Here is a 20,682-nt window from a genome sequence, read left to right on the forward strand (position 1 = left end):
TTATAGCTCCTTTTTAATATCTAGTTTATGTACAGCAACTTTTTTGACTTGATGTCCATCAAGTTCTAATACTTTAAATTGAAAACCAGCATATTCAATGGAATAGCCAGCTTCAATATTTAAGTCAACTGCTTGAGAGAGAATCCACCCTCCGATTGTATCTAAATCACTATCATCAATATGTAGGCCAAACATATCATTTACTTCAGAAATAAGTACCTTTCCATCTACAACAGTAAGCTTAGGTGTACGTTTTTCAATCATAGGTGGTTCATCCGCATCGAATTCATCTTGAATTTCTCCAATGATTTCTTCAAGAATATCTTCCATCGTTAAAAGTCCGGCAGTGCCACCATATTCATCCATAACGATTGCCATCTGAACGCGATTTTTTTGAAGGTGGACTAACGTTTTACGAATTGGAACTGTTTCAAATACAGTTAGAACAGGATGTATATAAGATTCAAGTGGTTTATAAATACCTTTCGTTTGATCATGGAATACTTCTTTCGTATTGATCATCCCAATGATATCATCTTTATCTTTTTCAATGATTGGATAGCGTGTATATTTCTCAGTAGCGACGATATCCATATTTTCTTCTAACGTATTTTCAGTAGATAAGCAAATCATTTCGGTACGAGGAACCATAATTTCTTTCGCAACTCGATCATCAAATTCAAAAATGTTATTTACATATTTATATTCGGTTTGGTTTATTTCACCGCTTTTAAAACTTTCACCTAAAATGAGTCGCAATTCCTCTTCAGAATGAGCAAGTTCATTTTCTTTCGCAGGTTCTAATCCGAGTAGTTTTGTGAAAAATATAGCTGCACTATTTAGTAGCCAAATGAATGGATACATAATTTTATCAAATAAAATAAGTGGTCTTGCAAATTTGAGTGTGATTGCTTCTGCTTTTTGAATTGCGAAAGACTTTGGAACTAACTCACCTAATACAACGTGGAAAAATGTAATAACACTAAAAGCAATAACAAAAGATAAAGTGTTAGCCATTGTTCCAGTAATATTAATTTTTTCAAAGAGCGGTCGTAGTATATGCTCCACAGTCGGTTCACCAAGCCAACCAAGCCCTAAAGAAGTGATCGTAATGCCGAGTTGACAAGCTGATAAATAAACATCTAAATTAGATAGGACACTTCTTGCAGCTAAAGCTTGTTTATTACCTTCATTTGCAAGTTGGTCAATTCGACTTTTACGTACTTTTACAACAGCGAATTCTGATGCGACGAAAAAGCCAGAAATAAGAATAAGTACAAATATGAGAAAAATATTTAATATGTCCAAGTGTGTTCTCTATTCCAAGGTTTGGAATAAAGATGTCACCTCCTGCAATTATGTTATACTTTTATAATAAATCCAAATGAAAAGAATAGTCAAAGGAAAAGGGTAAATATTGGTATGTTTCTGTAATAGTTTTTGAATTTGCTGTTATTTTGTCCGCTATACAAAAGGAATAACCCCTTACTTTTAGATTATAGAGGGTAATTTCAAATTAAGGTTTTGGAACACTTCTTGTTAAAGTATATGACTGTTGCTTGGAGTAGTTTGTGGTCCATAGTGTTTGAAGAAAAGAAAGTATGCTATATGGGATATAGAGTAGTAATAAGCCTATTGTAACAATTATGGGTGAATTTCCGCCAAATTGAACGATAAATTGCAACAGTCCATTTGCATGAAAAATGCATTCCATAAAAACGAACGAAAGAATAATGGAACTTAAAATTGATTTATGATTCGAAGTAAGCGCTAAAAACAATGTATCTACAAGAAAAGAATCATATTTTATTTCATATTCATTTGTGTTTTTTAAGAAAGGAATCCATTTTTTTACTGCTTGCATAACGATAATCATGGAAGTACTACATACGATGATAAAAGATGAGTAGTAAGGAAGGCTTATAAATTGTGCGACGTATAGAAGTAGTAATAAGACTGAACATTGTAATACTACAGTGCAAAAAGAGTAAGGAATCCAATTCAATACGGTAGTAAACTTTTTAAAGGAGTTAGGTAATTTGAAAAATAAATGGCCGATACCCAAACTTATGAAAAATCCGATCGCAAGGGTAAAAGTAAAACGAACAATCGATATAAAATATATTTCCCATATGTAAGGGAATAATGGTGTTGAATGATTAGAAGTATGTACCATTTGGTTTGCTGAGAAAAAGATAGATTCATGCATCCAATCAACCTTTGGAATTGATAATGAGGAAAGCTGTGCGAAGTTTTGAAAAATGCTAATAAATCCATTTTGATAAGAGTAATTGTGTGTAATAAAAAGAGCTGGAATTGGACTTATGGCAAAAATAACAATAACACCAATTATTAATTTGTATATATGTGAGCGTAATAAGGACATATAACCACCTACTCTTGGAATATTCAGAAAATTCTTATTCTTATTTTAGCCGTTTTTGGAGCAAGTTACAATATATTTTTCTTCATGTATGGGCATATGGATAATTTTAAATTGTATTTAGAAATCTATTTTATGTGTGGAATATAAAGCAGAAACTGGTATGTAACAGTACAAATACAAAAAGCGTGAACAGTTTTGCATTTTCACGCTTTTTGTGTGGAATGAAGAGAATGTAGGGAAATGTTGAAAGGATTAAATAGATTTTTAAAATTGGAAAGTGATACCATAAAATTAAACGATGTTTAACTGATACATTCTAGAGGGGGGAATGAAAACGTATCAACGAAAGAAAAGATTTTAAATACAACATTGGAATTAATTAAAAAAGAAGGTTTTGAAAAGGTAACGATAAGAAAAATTGCGGCATTGTCAGATATAAATATAGTGCTAGTAAATTACCATTTTGGTTCAAAAGAAAAGTTAATTAGTGAGACGATTAGAGTTTTATTAATTGGCTTTCAAGGCACTTTTTCTATTTTAGATAATATTACAGTGCCAGCAAAAGAAAGATTAAAAATATTTTTATTGGATTATGTACTAGTAATTCGGCAATATCCGGAGTTAGTTAGGAAGATTATTGCAATGGGAACTACGGCATTTACATCTCAATACGAATATGGGGATTTTTTGAAGAGGCTAGGTTTTAGTAAAGTGAAGAATATTTTGAGCGAAATAACGAATGAAACGGATCAGGAAATTTTAATGATGATGACAGTACAAATATTTGGATCTATTTTTCTTCCCACATTAATGATGCCAATTCTCGAATCAGGGGTAGATATAAAAGTACCATCTGTAGAAAAACAGATTGATTTCCTATTTGAACGCTATTTTTATAAAAATTGAGATAGTGGGTGATAGAGATGGCTAGTTTCTTTAGAAAGCATTGGTGTGATATAGGATTAGTGGTCGCTATTGTTGTCGTAGTTTGTTTAGTCGCGAATTTGGGAGAAATGAGTGAAATAAAAGTACTGTTATGGTTAAGTTTTGTGGCCATTTTAGTGCATCAATTTGAAGAGTATCGTTGGCCAGGTTATTTTGCTGGTCTATTTAATGTAGTTATATTTAAAAGTGATATACCAGATCGCTATCCATTAAATACGCAATCTGCTATGGTAATAAATATTTTGATTACGTATGTTTTTTATTTACTCCCGGTTTTCTTTCAAAATATAATATGGCTTGGGTTGGCACCTATTTTAATGGGATTTTTTCAATTCATATGGCATGGTATTTTTGCGAATATAAAAGCTAAAACAATATATAATCCGGGATTAGGTGCGGTTGTATTACTACATGTTCCAATTGGTTATGTATATATGAGATATATTCTTTTACACAATCTGGCTACAAATTTGGATTGGTTATTTGGGGTGATCTACTTTCTAATAGCTACCTATTTTTTAATTATAAAAGGAAATATATTAATGAAAAGTAAGGAGACAAATCATTACTTTTCTAAAAAGCAACTAGGTCCGTACAAATGATACATTGAAGTGATTTAGAATTCAGAGGAAGGGTTTTAGATGCTGAAGAAAGTGCAAGTGAAGGATTCATGAATAAATTATGACAAGAAAATGAATAATTTTCAGAAAAATAAAATAAATTATTTATTTTTTTCTGAAAATATAATATAGTTATGGCACAGAAAGTATTTTAACATAAGGAGGTTTTTTATGAGGATTAAAGGGAATTACGTGCCGAAAAGGGAAGTTTTACTGTGCTCAAGTTCGATTACGATAGGGGAAGCGTTAGAGCATTTAAATAAAACGGGGTATCGTTGTGTACCAGTTTTAGATGAAAAAAAAGAGAAATTTTTAGGGAATATATATAAAGTAGATATTTTAGAATATAAAGGATCGCTTGATGAGAGTGTGATACAATTATTAAACGATAAAGAAGGATTTGTGAGAGAAGATTCATCTTTCTTTAAAGTATTTTTTACAATAAAAAAATTGCCATATTTATCAGTAGTTGACGAAAAAGGGATTTTCCTTGGAATTTTAACGCATAAAAAAGTTTTTGAGTTATTAGAGGATGCATGGGGCGTTCACTCTAGTAAATACTCTGTCATGATTGGAACGCAAGACTATAATGGAGCAATTCAAAAGTTATCGACAGTTTTAAAGAAATACACTGGTATTCAAAGTTTGATGACTTTTGATAATGATGCCTTATTAGTTCGTAGAATTATGTTTACATTAGGAGAAGAGTTTAACGACGGTGAATTAGAGACATTATTGAAAGATTTAGAAGATCACGGATTTAGAGTTGTGTATGTGGAAGAGATGAAAAATCCACGTGAAGTTGAAACGATAGAGTAACATACAAAAGCCATCTAATTATCTTGGATGGCTTTTGTTATGTTACGTGTGTAAAGTTATTTGAAAATAACGATAGGATAATAGGAGAGATTGTAACAATATTTGTGTAAGAGAATAAAAATTGTAGATAATTTCGATTTTCAAAAAAATCAATTTGAAAATATGTTTTTATTTTGCAACTAAATATGTTACTATATGTGTGATAAAAACAAAGAGGTCTGACAACTATACTCCACGTAATAACACTCTAATGATTTGAAAATTCAAAAAAATCAAAATTCGAAAATAACAATTGTATTAATGATTAGAGTAAAAATAAGGGGAATGGAGAAATTATGGAGAAAGACACTGCTTTGTAAGGGGCATATTTTATCATCTTGAGCAGAGAGGAGGATGCATAGCATATTGTAAAATATAGAGATAAACAATGGAAAAGTGCTATGCAAATGAAGAGCATGAAGGGACGTTTAAGGCCAGGTGATACGGTAGCAATTGGTTTAATGCTATTTGCATTATTTTTAGGAGCAGGAAATTTAATTTTTCCGCCAGTTTTAGGTCAACAAGCAGGAGAGAATGTTTGGATTGCTACAATAGGATTCCTTGTAACGGGAGTCGGATTACCCCTACTAGCTGTAACAGCTGTCGCGTTTGTAGAGGGGGACTTGAAAGCGCTGTCTTCTAGAGTCCACCCTATATTTGCGTTTATTTTCCCATTGATTAGTTATTTAGCAATTGGACCATTTTTCGCAATTCCGCGTACTGGAGCTGTTTCGTTTGAAATGGGTATGAAGCCTTTTTTATCAGAGGCAATGGTTTCAGAGTGGTACATGCTATTTCTTTTCACGATAGTTTTCTTCGGAATAACGTGGTATTTATCATTAAATCCATCTAAATTAGTGGATTGGTTCGGAAAGTTTCTTACACCACTATTGGTATTAATTGTCGCTGTTATTGTCGGAAAGGCAATTATTGATCCAATTGGAGAGCCGGCTGCGCCGTTAGCTGCTTACAAAGAAAATGCTTTCTTTGGTGGATTTATTCAAGGATATTTAACGATGGATGCAATTAGTGCTCTCGTATTTGGAATTGTCGTTGTACAAGTTATTCGCTCTAAAGGGATAAAAGAGAGTAGTCAAATTGCAAAAATAACAGTCGTATCAGGTATTATTGCTGTACTTGGTTTAACGTTAATTTATTTATCACTTGCTTATCTTGGTTCAACAAGTACATCACTTGGTGTCTCAGAAAACGGTGGTCTTATTTTAACGAATGTTGTAAATGAGCTATATGGGACGAGTGGTAAAATTTTATTGGGGCTTGTTATTATACTCGCTTGTTTAACAACTTCTGTTGGGTTAACATCTGCGTGTGCGGGTTTCTTTACAAACTTATTCCCAAAACTTTCACATAAAACGATTGTAACAATGGTATGTGTATTTAGTTTAATTGTATCTAACCTAGGTTTAACACAATTAATCGCCGTAACATTACCTGTGTTAATGATCATTTATCCAGTTGCAATTGTATTAATCGTACTTTCGTATTTCCATAAGTGGATTGGGAAGCGTAATACAATTTATATTGGAGCTATTTTAGGTGCATTGTTAATTAGTTTCTTTAACGGTTTAGAAAGTGCGAACATTAAAATTGACGTGATTTCTAATGTACTACAAATGTTACCGTTATATAACGAAGGAATCGGATGGTTAATTCCATCATGTATTGGCGGGATTCTCGGTTTCTTCCTCTATAAATCAAATGAATCAAGTGAATTACAAAAGAAAGGTGCTTAGGCACCTTTCTTTTTTTGAAGGGGATTTTTATATTTTGTCTAAGTAATAATTGGGAGGAATGATAAAATGGCTAATTTTGAAGATTTTTTAAATTTGGATTTGCGAATTGGAACTGTAATACATGCAGAGGAATTTAAAGAAGCGAGAGTTCCAGCGATTAAACTAGAAATTGATTTTGGAGAAATTGGGATAAAGCAGTCAAGTGCTCAAATTACGAAAAGGTATAGTCCAGAAGGTTTAGTCGGTCAACAAATTGTTGCTGTTGTAAATTTTCCGCCAAAGCGTGTAGCTGGATTTAAATCGGAAGTGCTTGTGCTTGGCGGCGTTCCTGAAGCTGATGATGTTGTGTTGCTTCAGCCTAATATGGAATTGCCAAATGGAACAAAAATTAGCTAGGGTGAAGGCAGGGGCTAATATGGATATCGGACGAGAATATTTACAATGTGCGATTTCGAACTTTAAAGCAACAAAGAAGCAAGGGGAACGGGCACTTTCTCAATTATCATACGAACAAATACAATGGTCTTCTCATGAAGAAACAAATAGTATAGCGATTATTATAAAGCATCTGCATGGTAATATGCGTTCTAGATGGACGGATTTTTTAACATCTGATGGTGAAAAAGTTGATCGTGACCGAGATGGTGAATTTGAAGGAGGCTATTCTTCAAAGAAGGAAGCCCTTGCAGCGTGGCAAGAAGGATGGGAATACGTTTTTAATACGATGAATACGATATTGCCGGAACATCTATTGAAGACGGTATACATTCGTGGTGAAGCTCATACGGTCCTGCAAGCAATTGAAAGGCAAATTTCTCATTATGCATTGCATATTGGACAGATTATTTACATCGGTAAAATGTTAAAAGAAAATGAGTGGCTATGTTTAAGCATTCCTAAAGGACAGTCAACTCGTTATGTAGAGAAAAAACGTTCAACATAATAATAAGAAAGAAACCGATAAAAAATGGGGAAAAAGAAAGTCAGCCAAATAATAGATGGTTCTGTAATCATAAGAATACTGCCAAAAATAAGTCCATATACAATAAGAAAGAAATTGAAAAGTGTATTCACAGGGAGAAACCGTGAGATGAACACTTGCTGTCGTTTAAAACAATCACTGTGAAATAAATAAAAGCGGAAGCACCATGTGGCTGTAATAAGATCTTTCTTTCTTACAATTCTTTTTTTGCATGTATGACAGATAAATGGTGGTTGCATTTCATTACGCTCCATTTTTTATTTTCATAATAATGTGAGACAAAAGTAGGTACAAAGTGTATGTTCCTATATACGCTCCTGCAATAAGGAAAAATGGATTCAGTAAAATTCCATGAATGCTTGTCATGAAAACTAAATCTTGTATTAAAACATCGTATATATTAATGGAAATAATTGTACCGAGTACATACAGTGCCAAGTACGCAGAAATATGTAGCACAATAGAGACTTTTGGATGCTTAGCGGACAAATAAAAAATGAATGATAGAGCGATTGGTAATATTCCTATTAATAGCTTCAATTCATTTCACCTCATTAACAATATAGCCGAAATTTTAACGGTCTATTCTCTAGGGCTTGTACATAACTTGAAATAGAGAGGTGATAGTATGAATCGGGGCTTTTTTTTTATGAAGTTTACAAGCATGCGTAAGTTAGTTTTATTTGTTATTACTACAGTGCTAGCGACTTTTTTTCTTATTAGTATGATGGTAACCTCTATGAAAGAGACGAAGTCAACGTATTTATATAATTGGTTAAATGAGTTATCGATGAATGGTTACATGTATGTACTTGGAAAAGAGAATCATTATTTTACACAGGAGTATCGAAATTTGAATCAAGATTTTTCAATTTCTTCTTTTCTCTTTTCCATGGCTACAAATATTCGCTTTAATGATGTACGCAGTTTTGTCGGGAAAGAGCTCCCTGGGTTTGGTAAGTACGATACAGAAATTGTTATTGCGGGTGAGGGTACAAATTATTCTAACTTACCGATAGAGTCGAGTGTCCCTCTTGAAGAAGTAGTGAAGGAACGGACTAGTGGAACTGGACAAGCACCTAAACAAGATACGAGTAAAGAGAAAAAACAGCCGTCCCAAACGACCGGGAAAAGACAAGTTGCGTTTATTTATCATACACATAGCTGGGAATCCTATTTACCTTTACTTAACTTAACGAATGACCCGAATCCGAATAAAGCAACGAGTTCTGTATCGAATATTTCTATATTAGGAGACCGTTTCCGTGAACAACTAGAAGGTGAAGGAATTGGCGCCACTAACGATAAGAGTGATGTTGGTCAAAAGTTAATAAGTAAAGGTTTAAATAGTAATAGTTCGTATAAGATGTCACGAGAAATTGTGCAGCAAGCTATGGCTGGAAATAAAGATCTTCAATACTTTTTTGATTTGCATCGTGATAGTGCCCGAAAGAATGTAACGACAAAAACAATTGGAGATAAATCATATGCAAAGCTTGCATTTGTAGTAGGGAAAGGAAATAAAAACTATGAAAAAAACTTACAATTAGCGACAGCTTTACATGAGGCGATTAATAAGAAATATCCAGGAGTGAGTCGTGGGGTCATTCAAAAAGGGTTCCAGACAGGAAATGGAATCTATAATCAAGACCTATCAGGACAAGCGATATTAATAGAAGTTGGCGGTGTAGATAATACAGAGGAAGAATTGAATCGATCAATTGATGCACTTGCTAAAGCATTTGGTGAATATTTTTGGCAGGCAGAAAAAGTGAATGGATAAAGTGAAATTTAAATTGGTGAGAGACCTCACCTGATGAAGATGAGTTCACAGTATTTTTGAAAAAACGTAAGTGTAATGCTTGCGTTTTTTCTTTGTAATGATGAGACGTCACAGAATAGACATAATTTGTCGTTGTTATAGTAATATCGAAATTTGTCAATTTATAGTAGGAGATTTACAAAGGGATTTTCGGGAAAGTAGAGAAAATCTTTTTATAAGGAAAACTTTTTATTATGAAACTGGTAGGGTGATTGAAGTGATTAGGGAAATCGAAATAGAAGATGCAGCATCATTTTTGCAATTAAGTAAGCAATTAGATGAAGAAACGAAGTTTATGTTATATGAACCAGGAGAAAGAAAAACTACAGCTGAGCAACAAGAAAAAATGATCCATCGCTTTATAGAAAATGAATATGCAACAATATTTGTAGCAGTTGAAGATGAGAGGATAGTAGGTTTTATATTAGTGAATGGAAATAACATTCAAAGAAAGAGGCATGTAGCAACCATTGTAATTGGTATTTTGCAAGAGTATAACGGGCGAGGTATTGGGACGAGATTGTTTAAAGAGGTTGAGAAGTGGGCAAAATTACATGATGTATGGCGTTTAGAATTAACAGTAATGGCCCACAATACAAGAGCTCAGGCACTATATAAAAAAGCTGGATTTGAGAAAGAAGGTGTCAAAAAAGCTGCTCTTATTATCGATGGAAAGGGCATCGATGAGTATGAAATGGCCAAATTATTAAAATAAGAGGTCGTTATATGAAAAAAAGATGGGCACTACTTGGTATCATAGCTGCAATAATTATTGTTGGAGTAGCAGGAATCAATTATAAAATGTATAAGGATAAGCAGGCGCGGGAAGTAAGTGTAAATAGCATATTTCCGAAAGCAAAAGAAACGATTGCTAATATGGATGGGGATATTGCGGTAATTAATAATCCGAATTCAATGCTTGTACTTGTGAATAAAAGTAGGCGTTTACCAGATGGGTATAGACCGCCAGATTTAGTTATTCCGAAAGTGCGCTACTCTAGTGAAGGTGATCAAGAAAAGAAAAAGATGAGAAAAGAGGCAGCGAGGGCGCTTGAGGATATGTTTCAGCAGGCTGACAACGAGCGTATTTTCCTGTTTGCAGTTTCTGGATTTAGATCTTTTGATCGACAAAAAGCATTAAATACGATGTATAAAAAACAAGATGGAGAAGCAAAAACAGCAATGTCTAGCGCGGTTCCTGGTACAAGTGAGCATCAAACTGGACTAGCTATGGATATTACGTCTCAATCTGCTAAATTTCAGTTAGAGACGGTTTTTGGGGAAACGAAAGAAGGTCAGTGGCTTTCTGAAAATGCCCATAAATTTGGTTTTGTGATTCGATACACAAAAGCGAAAGAGACGATTACGGGCTATCGGTATGAACCATGGCACGTAAGGTATGTGGGAAATCCACAAGCTACATATTTGTATGATAATCAACTGACGCTTGAAGAAGTAACAGAGTGAACAATTGAGGGGAGAGGCGTACAATGACGATGTTATATAAGAAAAAAGTACATGCATATATTACAAGAGAAAAAGAGGGGGTTATGCAATTACTTGTTTTTAAACATCGTGATATACATGAAGCTGGTATTCAAGTGCCAGGGGGAACGGTTGATGAAGGTGAAACGTTAGAAGCGGCTATATTGCGTGAAGTACAGGAAGAATCCGGATTGCGTCATTTATGCATAGAGCGTTTTTTAGCAGATTACATTATACATATGAAAGAAAAACAGGAATATGAAAAACGCCACTTTTTCCATGTAACTTTACTAACAGATGTAAAGGATACTTGGGAACATATTGTAAGTGCTGGTGAGGAAGATAAAGGATTAGTATTTTGCTACGAATGGATTAATATTGCAAAATGCCCTGAATTAGCTGGGAAACAAGGTGAGTTTTTACATTTGTTAGATGAAGTATACGCACAGTAATGTAAGAGTCTGAAGCGAAGGTTAATCCGTTTCAGACTTTTTTTATTTTTCGGGAAATTAAAGGTGTTTAAATAAGGAAATTGAATTTCTTTAAAGGGATATTAATTTAGGATGTGTTGAGGTGAAAAAATGAAAAAGTAAGGGGTATACGCTAAAAAAGTTCATATAAGGGAGAATATAAATGGAAATTCAGTTTAATCCAATCTTAAAAAAGGAACTAACAATTCAAGATATTCAAAATGAAATGGAATCTGGAAAGTTAACTTCAAAAGAGCTAGTGATGTATTATCTCTATAGAATCGCAAAGTATGATCAAGACGGACCGAAAATCAATTCAATTTTAGAAATCAATCCAGATGCTATTTTTATTGCAGAAGCGTTAAATCATGAAAGAAAGACAAAGGGTGTAAGGGGTCCGCTACATGGTATACCTGTTTTGGTTAAGGATAATATTGAAACGAATGACTCCATGCATACAAGTGCAGGTACGATTGCTCTAGAACAAAATATAAGTAGTGAAGATGCATTTCTCGTTACTAAACTGCGAGAAGCAGGGGCCGTGATAATAGGAAAAACGAATATGACAGAATTAGCAAATGCAATGTCTTTTAAAATGTGGGCTGGATATAGTGCAAGAGGTGGTCAAACAATTAATCCATACGGAACGGGTAAGGATGGTATGTTTGTTGGGGGCTCAAGTACAGGCTCTGCGATAGCAGTTGCCGCTAACTTTACAGTAGTATCTATTGGGACAGAAACCGATGCTTCTATTTTGAGCCCCGCTGTTCAAAACTCTGTAGTTGGCATTAAACCGACTGTCGGTTTAATTAGTCGTAGAGGAATTATTCCATTCACTTATTCGCAAGATACAGCTGGACCATTTGCTAGAACAGTAACAGATGCCGCTATTTTACTAGGGAGCTTAACTGGAGTGGATGAGAAAGATGTAGCAACTCGTAAAAGTGAAGGTAGGGCATATCAGGATTATACATCTTACCTTGATGCTAATGGTTTAAATGGAGCGAAAATTGGTGTGTTTAACGACGCACCAAAAGATTATTACGAAAATGGTGAGTATGATGAAAAATTGTTTAAAGAAACGATCCAAGTATTACGTAATGAGGGAGCGGCAGTAGTAGAGAATATTGATATTCCTTCTTTTCATAGAGAATGGAGTTGGGGAGTTCCGCTTTATGAACTGAAGCATAGTTTAGATAACTATCTTTCTAAATTACCTTCTACTATTCCGGTACATTCTATTTCGGAGTTAATGGAGTTTAATGCAAACATAGCAGAAAGAGCTTTAAAATATGGACAAACTAAGTTAGAGAGAAGAAAAGATTTTCCTAATACGTTACGAAATCCAGAATATTTAAATGCGAGATTAGAAGATATATATTTTTCTCAAGAACAAGGCATTGATTTTGCATTGGAAAAATATAATCTTGATGCGATACTGTTTCCTTCCTATATAGGTTCTACTATATGTGCGAAAGCGGGTTATCCGTCTATAGCAATACCAGCAGGGTATATGGAAAGCGGGAGACCTTTTGGAATTACGATTGCAAGTACTGCCTTTAGTGAAGGGATATTAATTAAGCTAGCTTACGCTTTTGAACAGGCGACAAAACATAGAAAAATCCCGAACTTGTCATGAACAGAATAAACAAAAAGGAAAGGGAATTCCTGTCCTTTTTGCTGTGTTGACTACAGTGATAGATTATTCTACTCTGGTTTATAATATTTTAATAAACTGAAAGATAAACAAGCGGAACATAAAATAAGAATAGAAGCGATTATATAAATTGTACGGACACCGAACATATCAGTAATAATGCCAACGCTAAGCATAGAAAGACCAGAAGTTGTTGAAAGAAGGGCGCCATGTGCTGTATACATTTTTGATAATAAAGAAGGGGCGACACTTGATTGTAAAACTGTCGTTTGAGAAATATCTCTAATTTGATAACATGGTCCCATTAGAACACATAGAAAAAGCGCAATAAATCCGCTGCTCGTCATACCATATAAAAATGTAAGAATGCTAAACATAAGAGAGCCAATCGACATGGATCGTATTAAATTGTTTTGAATATAGGAACTCATTTTCCATGCTAATAGACCACCGATTAACGTACCAACATAATAACTTGTATTAATATATCCCCACCATTCTTCGCTTTTATGAAGAATAGACGTAACATATGCCATTGTAATAGCACCAATCCATATTGTCCCTGCGAAAGTTTCAATTAAGTCCATATATGTAACGGTACGGAGAGAAGGATTTTGAAATAAGAGTTTCCAACCTTCCGATAAAGCAGTACTTTTTGAAGAGGGAGGGTCTGCTATTCGTTCAGTATGTATGGTATGTAATGAAAAGTGTAATGCAATGCATCCAAAAATCATCAACATGTTATTAATCATGAGTGTAGATGTAGCGCCAATGAGAAGAACGATAACACTCGTAAATGAATAAGCGGCGGCTTGCGCAATTTGTGTTGAAAAGGAAAAGATACTATTTACTTTTACTAATTTTTCTTTTGGTGTAAGGCGCGGAAGAATGCTGTATAGTAATGGAGCACTCCATCCACTACATAATGAAATGAAAAAAATAAAAGTTAATAGAGCTATAATGTTTGTGGATAAGACCGGAAATAAAATCATTAATAATAGTAAAAAGACTGTTTTTAGCCATTGTAGCGTATATAACAACGTATAAGGTGGAAAACGATTTACTATAAGAGGTGCAGAGATGTTAGCAATTAGATTTGTGATAACTTGTAATAGTGGAAAAAGAGCAGTAATAGTAGCTGATTTAGTTGCTATATAAATATGAGTTGTAATAATCATTACATATACGATGTCAGCAAGAGTAATGCATATTTTGGAACCTAAGTAGTAAGTTAGTGACTGGTTTTTCAATAAGAATACCACCTCTAAAAAATAGTATTTAGTAATTAGAATAATTGTAGTTTAAAAATTAAAATTTTTAAAGAATTTCATTTTTTGTCACTTTTTGAAAGGAATTTTCATGTATAATGAAGAATATATTGATATAGTATTATATTAATAATCATTGTAACAGTGAATATGTACAATAGCTTGTAGCAAACGCCCAAGAGTAAGAAAGGGCGGATAAACCATTCTTTTCTTCATATACATATAGAAAATGAGAAAGAAAGTGAGGGTTGCATATGGCTGCTTGGGTAATTTGGTTTATAATAGCTGGTATTTTATTTATCGCAGAAATGTTGTCGATTACATTTTACATGCTTTGGCTTGGAATTGGAGCTGTTGTCGGAGGTCTTATTGCTTTGTTTGCTCCTGATGCACTACTGTTACAAGTTACTGTTGGTGCAATTGTAAGTTTAACTTTGACATTCTTTACGAAAAGAATTTCAAAAAACTTTCGAGAAGCAAAAGGTTTTACTGATACAGTAGATATGCTTGTTGGTAAAAAAGGGATTGTTATGCAAGCGATTACAAATGAAGCGAATGGTATTGTAAAGGTGGATGGAGATACTTGGACAGCTATTGCAGATTCTTCAATTGATGCTGGAGAAAAAGTCGTTGTTATAAAGAGGCATAGTACTATATTACAAGTGAAAAAGGAGAGTGAATAAATATGGTAGCATTAACGTTAACGATTATATTCGCACTAATTGTAGTTACATTTATCGCATTAACAATTAAAATTATTCCTCAGCAAAAAGTTGGGGTTGTTGAAAGATTTGGTAAGTTTCAACGTATCATGCACCCTGGGTTAAATATTTTAATACCAATTGTAGATCGTGTCCGTGTATATCATGACTTACGTATTCAACAAACGAATGTACCACCGCAAAAGGTAATTACGAAAGATAATGTTCAAGTAGAAATTGATACAATTATTTTCTATCAAATTGTTGAACCAGAACTTGCGACATATGGTATTTCAAACTATGAATATGGTGTTCGTAATATTACTTCAGCAACGATGCGTCAAATCATCGGTAAAATGGAACTAGATGAAACGTTATCTGGTCGTGAAAAAATTTCAACAGAAATCCGCTTAGCGCTTGATGAAGCAACAGAAAAATGGGGCGTACGTATTGAACGTGTCGAAGTTGTTGATATTAACCCGCCAAAAGATGTGCAAGCATCAATGGAAAAACAAATGAAGGCTGAGCGTAATAAACGTGCGATTATTTTAGAAGCTGAAGCAGCAAAACAAGATAAAGTTCTTCGCGCTGAAGGGGAAAAGCAAAGTAAAATCTTGATGGCTGAAGGGGATAAAGAAGCGCGTATTCGCGAAGCTGAAGGTTTAAAAGAAGCGAAAGAATTAGAAGCGCAAGGGGAAGCAAGAGCAATTGAAGAAATCGCAAAAGCAGAACAAAACCGTATTGAATTGCTTCGTGAAGCGAATATAGATGAACGTATACTTGCTTATAAATCATTCGAATCATTAGAAGAAGTTGCAAAAGGACCAGCAAATAAAGTCTTTATTCCGTCTAATGCAATTGAAACACTTGGTACTCTTGGGGCAATTGGAGAAATATTTAAAGAAAAACAAGCGAAGAAACTACCTTCAAATGATACAGGAAAAGAACAATAAAAGTGAGGAAGAGAAATGGGATACCATTTCTCTTTTTTTGTGCGTATATTCCGAAAAGCTTGTACATATCCATGTATAAAGAAGGTGATGCAGTGAAAAAGTATGCAACTCGAATACATGGGAAGAAACTAATTTCGTTACTCCTTTTATATGCGCTAACAGTAATTATAATAGCGTCGATTCTGACGTCACTTTTACATACAATGAAATCGAATTATGCAAATCAATGGTTTGGAAAAGTATCGATGCAAGGTTTTGTTCAAATGATAGAAAGTGAGAATCGCTATTATGGATTTGATTATTTTAAGCAGAATAAACGAGAGTCAGTTGGGAATTTAATGTTCTCTATTGCGACAGATTTGAAGATTAAAGATTTAAGAACATTTGTCGGTAAAGAAGTACCTGGTATGTCAAAGTATTATTCTAACATTATCGTAGCTGGGGAAGGGACAAACTTGACGAATATCCCAAATGAATCTAGTGTACCGATTGAAGAAGTAACGAAAGAGCGGAAAGTAGCAAAAGATAAAGTTACAGAAGCGGAAAAGAATAATCCGGTTCAGAAAAAGAACGGAGCGAAAAAAGGTGAGAGTGCAGTATATATTTATCATACACATAGCTGGGAATCCTTCTTTCCATTATTACCAGGGGCAACTGATCCATCTAGCCCAGATGTAAATGTGTCCTTACTAGGAAAACGTATGAAGGAACAACTTGAGGGGCAAGGAATTCCAGTAATTCACGATAAAACGAATATGGGTGATTTATTAGCGAGTAAAAAGTGGGTATGGTATCAGTCATATAAAGCGTCTCATGAATATGTAAAAGAAGCATTAGCACAAAATAATAAAATTGCGTTTCCGATTGATATACATCGTGATGACCAGCGTAAGAAAGTAACAACAAAAGTAATTAACGGGAAATCGTATGCAAGATTATATTTTATAATTGGGATGGAAAATGAAAGGCGTGCTGAAAATGAAAAAATTGCAAGAGCAATCAATAGTTATTTAGATGAAAACTACTACGGATTAAGTAGAGGGATTTTTCCAAAGTATAAAAAAGATGGAAATGGCGTTTATAACCAAGATTTATCGAAAAATGCGATGTTAATTGAAGTTGGTGGTGTTGATAATACGTTAGATGAATTATATAACACAATTGATGTGTTAACAGAAGCGTTTAGTAAATATTATTGGAATGATGCGGAAAAAGTGAATGGATGAGGGACGGGAGACCGTTCCTTTTTTATTTTGAAATCTTAAAATGTGATATAATGGAATTTTATGAATGTTAAATAAAGGGAGAGAGAAACATGCAAATACTACTAATACGCCACGGAGAATCAGAAGCTGATATTTTACATGTGCATGAAGGACGAGCTGATTTTGAGTTAACTGAAAAAGGGAGACAACAAGTACAAAAACTTGTACAGAAAGTGAAAAAAGATTTTGCACCAGATTTCATTTGGGCAAGCACATTAAAACGCGCTCGTGAAACGGGTGAAACATTAGCAGAAGTAATTGGTTGTCCAATTCAATTAGAAGAGGAATTAATGGAGTTTAATAATGGAATACAAGCTGGCTTATCATTTGAAGAAGCAAAGAAATATCCAGAACCAAAGTTTCTTCATGACCGTTTTGAAAACGGAGAGTCATTTATTGAGTTTCGAATGAGAATAGAAGGGATTTTTTCTAAAATTGTGACAGAGAATACATATGATCGAATTGCGATTGTTACCCATGGAGGCGTAATTAATAGTCTATTACGTGCATTTTTCAATATGCCAATTTCAATGGACTACTATTTCAAAATGGGAGATACGGGAATAAGTTTAATTGAAATTGAGGGTGAACAAAAAACGGTGCATTTCATTAATGATACGAATCATTTGGACGGGATGTAAAGACTTATGTACAAAGTTGCATTTTTTGATGTTGACGGTACGCTTTTAAGCGAGATTGATAGAAGTATGCACGAAAGTACAAAAGAAGCGGTACAAAGATTAATAGATAAGGGGATTCACGTAGTTGTTACAACAGGGAGACCATATAGTTTATGCTCACAATTTAAGGGGTTAGGCATAAATACGTATATTTCTGCAAATGGTGCACATATAAAATGTGGGGAAGAAGTTATACATAAATCAGTACTTTCAAGCGAAATCGTTCATGATATTTCAAATTTTGCTGAATTACATGGTCACAGTGTTTCTTACTTTACAGAAGAATTTGCAATGAATGATATTGCCTCCAAAGATGAACGTGTCATACGAGCGTTAAATGAAACTTTAAATTTAGAGCGGTATCCTGACAAAGTTAAAAACTTGTCAGATGAGATGTATTGCATATGTCTGTATGCCGATGAAGCAGAAGCTCAAAAATTCATTGAAAGATATCCAGCACTTACGTTTGACCGTTTTCATGGTTACGTTATAAATGTATTGGAAGATAGTAAAGTATCGAAGCTAACTGCAATTCAAAAAGTATTGGAACATTTAAATATTAGTAAATCAGAAGCCATTGCTTTTGGTGATGGTGGAAATGATATTGAGATGTTGCAGTATGTAGGGTTAGGAGTTGCGATGGGAAATGGTGGAGAGGAGTTGAAGAGAAGGGCTGATTTCGTGACAACGAAGGCGAGTGAAGGCGGAATTTCTTATGCCTTAAAGAAGTTACGCATTATTTAAAACTGATAGCTAGTCAGTGTGAAAAATCCTGTTTTAATAATAGGATTTTTTTGTTCAACAATGTGCTTGCAATAAAAGGAAAAATATGAGTATAATGAGAAAGTGATTAGGTAAGCTAATTATTTAACGAGAAAGGAGAGTGAAGATGAATGGATTCAAGAAAAGATTCTCTTCCTTTAGGGATTGAGCCGTACGCAGAGTTAATCAAAAAGACAGCATCAGCGGAAACGGATCCAATCGCAGCAAAACTTGGTTTGTTAATGTTATGGACGTCTGATAATGTTCTTGATGCTGTTGACGTAGATTTAGCTCCACTTGGTATTTCAGAGAGTAAATTAGATTTTTTACTATTGTTTATTTTGCGTGAAATGGAAGCGAATGGGGAAGAAGTGAACATGAGTCCTTCGGATATTGCGAGTCGATTAGGGATTACACGTGCTTCTGTCACTGGCTTATTAGATTGGATGGAGAAACGAGAGTTAATCGTAAGATTCCACCATTCTAAAGATCGAAGAAGATTAAAGGTGAAAATTACTCCGAAAGGAAAAGAACTAGTTACACATTCTTTACCAACTTTTTGGTTATCTTGCGCTTCGTTAGTTGATGGCTTTAATCAAGAAGAGCGTCAAGTTTTAGAAAAGCTATTAAATAAAATGCAAGCAACTATGCAGGTGAAATTAGGAGAAGGTAGGTAAATAAGTTGATTATGAAGATCAACTTATTTATTTGGACATATAATTAGCTTGCCTTATTATATGTTTAACTAAATTATATGTTTAACTAACTTTTTGCACGGTGATAATTTTTGCTATGTAATTAAAATAAATAAGAGTTAAAGGAATGCTATTTTAGTGATCTAGAGGTTTTAAACTAATAAAAATAAATGGTAATAAGGGAGAGAGTTTATGATGGAAATAGGAAAGGAAGTAAATAGTGAAAAGAATTATACAATAATGACAGCTGTATTATGTTGGTCGGGTATGGTAGTTATGTCTAGCCTATATGTAACAATACCTTTAATCTCTCTATTTTCAAACATTTTTAATACGTCATTAACACACTCGGCAGCTACAGGAAGTATATTTTCTGTTGGCTTTGCTATAGGGTGTTTGTTATTTGGGGCAATCTCTGATAAATATGGACGAAAAAAAGTGATTTTTATTGGATTGCTTGCACTGTCGATAGTTTCTTTTTGCTTAGGGTTTGTAGATAGTTTATTTTGGCTTGTTATTTTTAGAGGTATACAGGGGATAGCCGCAGCTACATTTTCTCCAGTAGCGTTAGCCTACGTTGTAGAAATGTTCCCAGTAGAAAAAAGGGTTACAACAATAGGGTTTGTTAGTACCGGTTTTTTAGTAGCTGGAATTGTAGGGCAGGTAATAAGTACTGCTGTTAGTCAGCATTTTGGATGGCATATGGTTTTCTTTCTTCTTAGCATTGTCTATATAAGTACTGCTATATGGGTTTATTATTCTCTTCCGAAAGGAGAGACGTCTCAATCCTATACTGATATTTTGGGACCAATTAAACAGATGGGTAAAGTTTTTACAAATAAAAGCTTAGTATTAAGCTATATAATTGCATTCGTTTTATTAATGGCTTTTGTTAATATGTATACTGTTTTAGGGAATTATTTGAGCTCTCCTACTTACAATTTAACTGCGGAACAAATCCTTTATTTTCGCTTAGCAGGGCTGTTTGGTATGTTGCTGTCACCACTTGCAGGTCGTTTAACAAAGAGGTTTGAAATAAGGAAAGTTCTTCAAGGAGGATTGTTGATTGCTATTTTTAGTCTAAGTTCAATGGGCTTTGTTTCGTATCTATTTCTACTTGTAATGATGAGTGTCTGTTTTGTAATAGGTATTGCTATATCCGTTCCGTCTTTAGTTTCTCTTGTAGGTCAATTAGGAGGGAAAGCAAGGGGAATAGCGGTATCTATTTATACTTTTATTTTATTTTTAGGTACTAGTATAGGGCCTATCATTTCTATTTATCTTATGAAAATAGGAGGTTATGCTCAAACATTTATTTTATTAGGAATGATACTTTTTATTGGTTTTGTAGCTTCTCTATTTATAATTAATGAATGAGT

23 protein-coding genes are annotated in these 20,682 nt (G+C 34.0%); 18 read left to right on the forward strand and 5 right to left on the reverse strand.

Annotated elements, in window-relative coordinates:
* Both ACYFX0_RS12130 and ACYFX0_RS12135 read right to left on the reverse strand, forming a co-directional pair.
* Positions 1-1,308 carry a hemolysin family protein gene (locus tag ACYFX0_RS12130; protein WP_000353734.1) on the reverse strand — a complete coding sequence of 436 codons (1,308 nt, stop codon included), beginning with the start codon at positions 1,306-1,308 and terminating at the stop codon, positions 1-3.
* 208 nt (positions 1,309-1,516) lie between these two features.
* A complete protein-coding gene (locus ACYFX0_RS12135; RefSeq protein WP_460270580.1) occupies positions 1,517-2,386 on the reverse strand; it encodes a hypothetical protein in 870 nt (289 codons plus the stop codon).
* 309 nt (positions 2,387-2,695) lie between these two features.
* Between ACYFX0_RS12135 and ACYFX0_RS12140 the strand changes: the two genes are divergently transcribed.
* From ACYFX0_RS12140 to ACYFX0_RS12165, 6 genes are all read left to right on the forward strand, one after another.
* Positions 2,696-3,292: a TetR/AcrR family transcriptional regulator gene (locus ACYFX0_RS12140; protein WP_098829243.1), complete on the forward strand. Its 597-nt coding sequence runs from the start codon at positions 2,696-2,698 to the stop codon at positions 3,290-3,292.
* 17 nt (positions 3,293-3,309) lie between these two features.
* Positions 3,310-3,933, forward strand: coding sequence for an HXXEE domain-containing protein (locus ACYFX0_RS12145; RefSeq protein WP_153599244.1), 624 nt, complete (start codon positions 3,310-3,312; stop codon positions 3,931-3,933).
* A gap of 189 nt (positions 3,934-4,122) precedes the next feature.
* Complete coding sequence (cbpA, locus tag ACYFX0_RS12150; RefSeq protein ID WP_001220522.1) at positions 4,123-4,770, forward strand: cyclic di-AMP binding protein CbpA; 648 nt, start codon at positions 4,123-4,125, stop codon at positions 4,768-4,770.
* A 455-nt stretch (positions 4,771-5,225) separates the two neighbouring features.
* A complete protein-coding gene (brnQ4, locus tag ACYFX0_RS12155) occupies positions 5,226-6,563 on the forward strand; it encodes a branched-chain amino acid transport system II carrier protein BrnQ4 (RefSeq protein ID WP_396135568.1) in 1,338 nt (445 codons plus the stop codon).
* A 66-nt stretch (positions 6,564-6,629) separates the two neighbouring features.
* Entirely contained in the window at positions 6,630-6,959 is a 330-nt protein-coding gene (csaA, locus tag ACYFX0_RS12160) for a chaperone CsaA (RefSeq protein ID WP_001263021.1), read from the forward strand.
* On the forward strand, positions 6,940-7,506 hold the full coding sequence (locus ACYFX0_RS12165) for a DUF1572 domain-containing protein (protein ID WP_106081290.1): 567 nt from the start codon (positions 6,940-6,942) through the stop codon (positions 7,504-7,506). The genes csaA and ACYFX0_RS12165 overlap by 20 nt, the downstream gene beginning before the upstream one ends.
* Here ACYFX0_RS12165 and ACYFX0_RS12170 read toward each other — a convergent pair.
* Together ACYFX0_RS12170 and ACYFX0_RS12175 are read right to left on the reverse strand one after the other, a co-directional pair.
* Complete coding sequence (locus ACYFX0_RS12170; RefSeq protein ID WP_043333388.1) at positions 7,479-7,784, reverse strand: hypothetical protein; 306 nt, start codon at positions 7,782-7,784, stop codon at positions 7,479-7,481. The two genes, ACYFX0_RS12165 and ACYFX0_RS12170, sit on opposite strands and share 28 nt — an antisense overlap.
* Before the next feature lie 4 nt (positions 7,785-7,788).
* Positions 7,789-8,085: a hypothetical protein gene (locus ACYFX0_RS12175; RefSeq protein ID WP_000770731.1), complete on the reverse strand. Its 297-nt coding sequence runs from the start codon at positions 8,083-8,085 to the stop codon at positions 7,789-7,791.
* Between the two features lie 88 nt (positions 8,086-8,173).
* Here ACYFX0_RS12175 and spoIIP (ACYFX0_RS12180) point away from each other — a divergent pair, with 88 nt between their 5' ends.
* From spoIIP (ACYFX0_RS12180) to ACYFX0_RS12200, 5 genes are all read left to right on the forward strand, one after another.
* Positions 8,174-9,328 (forward strand): stage II sporulation protein P, encoded by a 1,155-nt coding sequence (gene spoIIP, locus ACYFX0_RS12180; RefSeq protein WP_001079284.1) that lies wholly within the window; start codon positions 8,174-8,176, stop codon positions 9,326-9,328.
* A 256-nt stretch (positions 9,329-9,584) separates the two neighbouring features.
* A complete protein-coding gene (locus tag ACYFX0_RS12185; RefSeq protein WP_000617571.1) occupies positions 9,585-10,082 on the forward strand; it encodes a GNAT family N-acetyltransferase in 498 nt (165 codons plus the stop codon).
* Positions 10,083-10,093: 11 nt separating this feature from the next.
* The gene (locus ACYFX0_RS12190; RefSeq protein WP_000747643.1) at positions 10,094-10,834 is read left to right on the forward strand and encodes a M15 family metallopeptidase; all 741 of its coding nucleotides are present in this window, start codon (positions 10,094-10,096) and stop codon (positions 10,832-10,834) included.
* A 23-nt stretch (positions 10,835-10,857) separates the two neighbouring features.
* Positions 10,858-11,304 (forward strand): NUDIX hydrolase, encoded by a 447-nt coding sequence (locus tag ACYFX0_RS12195; RefSeq protein WP_000178282.1) that lies wholly within the window; start codon positions 10,858-10,860, stop codon positions 11,302-11,304.
* Positions 11,305-11,485: 181 nt separating this feature from the next.
* Complete coding sequence (locus tag ACYFX0_RS12200; RefSeq protein WP_460270583.1) at positions 11,486-12,961, forward strand: amidase family protein; 1,476 nt, start codon at positions 11,486-11,488, stop codon at positions 12,959-12,961.
* 68 nt (positions 12,962-13,029) lie between these two features.
* Here the strand turns inward: ACYFX0_RS12200 and ACYFX0_RS12205 are convergent, their stop codons facing one another.
* Positions 13,030-14,229: an MFS transporter gene (locus tag ACYFX0_RS12205; RefSeq protein ID WP_000795939.1), complete on the reverse strand. Its 1,200-nt coding sequence runs from the start codon at positions 14,227-14,229 to the stop codon at positions 13,030-13,032.
* A gap of 272 nt (positions 14,230-14,501) precedes the next feature.
* Between ACYFX0_RS12205 and ACYFX0_RS12210 the strand changes: the two genes are divergently transcribed.
* The 7 genes from ACYFX0_RS12210 (at position 14,502) to ACYFX0_RS12240 (ending at position 20,680) form a co-directional block, all read left to right on the forward strand.
* Positions 14,502-14,930, forward strand: a complete 429-nt coding sequence (locus ACYFX0_RS12210; protein WP_000741974.1) for an NfeD family protein — start codon at positions 14,502-14,504, stop codon at positions 14,928-14,930.
* 2 nt (positions 14,931-14,932) lie between these two features.
* Positions 14,933-15,901 (forward strand): SPFH domain-containing protein, encoded by a 969-nt coding sequence (locus tag ACYFX0_RS12215; protein ID WP_000226256.1) that lies wholly within the window; start codon positions 14,933-14,935, stop codon positions 15,899-15,901.
* A gap of 20 nt (positions 15,902-15,921) precedes the next feature.
* Entirely contained in the window at positions 15,922-17,127 is a 1,206-nt protein-coding gene (gene spoIIP, locus ACYFX0_RS12220) for a stage II sporulation protein P (protein WP_460270786.1), read from the forward strand.
* Between the two features lie 89 nt (positions 17,128-17,216).
* On the forward strand, positions 17,217-17,807 hold the full coding sequence (locus ACYFX0_RS12225; protein ID WP_460270586.1) for a histidine phosphatase family protein: 591 nt from the start codon (positions 17,217-17,219) through the stop codon (positions 17,805-17,807).
* 6 nt (positions 17,808-17,813) lie between these two features.
* Positions 17,814-18,590, forward strand: coding sequence for a Cof-type HAD-IIB family hydrolase (locus ACYFX0_RS12230; protein ID WP_000278724.1), 777 nt, complete (start codon positions 17,814-17,816; stop codon positions 18,588-18,590).
* A 149-nt stretch (positions 18,591-18,739) separates the two neighbouring features.
* Entirely contained in the window at positions 18,740-19,285 is a 546-nt protein-coding gene (locus ACYFX0_RS12235) for a MarR family winged helix-turn-helix transcriptional regulator (RefSeq protein ID WP_000378334.1), read from the forward strand.
* A gap of 213 nt (positions 19,286-19,498) precedes the next feature.
* On the forward strand, positions 19,499-20,680 hold the full coding sequence (locus tag ACYFX0_RS12240; RefSeq protein WP_033668968.1) for an MFS transporter: 1,182 nt from the start codon (positions 19,499-19,501) through the stop codon (positions 20,678-20,680).
* Positions 20,681-20,682: the final 2 nt, after the last annotated feature.

It is taken from the genome of Bacillus sp. NEAU-Y102, assembly GCF_054788175.1.

Excerpts from the sequence above, each read along its gene's own strand:
- ACYFX0_RS12210 (WP_000741974.1), top strand. The coding sequence starts at position 14,502 with ATGGCTGCTTGGGTAATTTGGTTTATAATAGCTGGTATTTTATTTATC.
- csaA (WP_001263021.1), top strand. The coding sequence starts at position 6,630 with ATGGCTAATTTTGAAGATTTTTTAAATTTGGATTTGCGAATTGGAACT.
- ACYFX0_RS12165 (WP_106081290.1), top strand. The coding sequence starts at position 6,940 with ATGGAACAAAAATTAGCTAGGGTGAAGGCAGGGGCTAATATGGATATC.
- spoIIP (WP_001079284.1), top strand. The coding sequence starts at position 8,174 with ATGAATCGGGGCTTTTTTTTTATGAAGTTTACAAGCATGCGTAAGTTA.
- ACYFX0_RS12200 (WP_460270583.1), top strand. The coding sequence starts at position 11,486 with ATGGAAATTCAGTTTAATCCAATCTTAAAAAAGGAACTAACAATTCAA.
- ACYFX0_RS12240 (WP_033668968.1), top strand. The coding sequence starts at position 19,499 with ATGGAAATAGGAAAGGAAGTAAATAGTGAAAAGAATTATACAATAATG.
- ACYFX0_RS12190 (WP_000747643.1), top strand. The coding sequence starts at position 10,094 with ATGAAAAAAAGATGGGCACTACTTGGTATCATAGCTGCAATAATTATT.
- ACYFX0_RS12215 (WP_000226256.1), top strand. The coding sequence starts at position 14,933 with ATGGTAGCATTAACGTTAACGATTATATTCGCACTAATTGTAGTTACA.
- ACYFX0_RS12230 (WP_000278724.1), top strand. The coding sequence starts at position 17,814 with ATGTACAAAGTTGCATTTTTTGATGTTGACGGTACGCTTTTAAGCGAG.
- cbpA (WP_001220522.1), top strand. The coding sequence starts at position 4,123 with ATGAGGATTAAAGGGAATTACGTGCCGAAAAGGGAAGTTTTACTGTGC.
- ACYFX0_RS12225 (WP_460270586.1), top strand. The coding sequence starts at position 17,217 with ATGCAAATACTACTAATACGCCACGGAGAATCAGAAGCTGATATTTTA.
- ACYFX0_RS12170 (WP_043333388.1), bottom strand. The coding sequence starts at position 7,784 with ATGCAACCACCATTTATCTGTCATACATGCAAAAAAAGAATTGTAAGA.
- ACYFX0_RS12195 (WP_000178282.1), top strand. The coding sequence starts at position 10,858 with ATGACGATGTTATATAAGAAAAAAGTACATGCATATATTACAAGAGAA.
- ACYFX0_RS12235 (WP_000378334.1), top strand. The coding sequence starts at position 18,740 with ATGGATTCAAGAAAAGATTCTCTTCCTTTAGGGATTGAGCCGTACGCA.
- brnQ4 (WP_396135568.1), top strand. The coding sequence starts at position 5,226 with ATGAAGGGACGTTTAAGGCCAGGTGATACGGTAGCAATTGGTTTAATG.
- ACYFX0_RS12135 (WP_460270580.1), bottom strand. The coding sequence starts at position 2,386 with ATGTCCTTATTACGCTCACATATATACAAATTAATAATTGGTGTTATT.
- ACYFX0_RS12145 (WP_153599244.1), top strand. The coding sequence starts at position 3,310 with ATGGCTAGTTTCTTTAGAAAGCATTGGTGTGATATAGGATTAGTGGTC.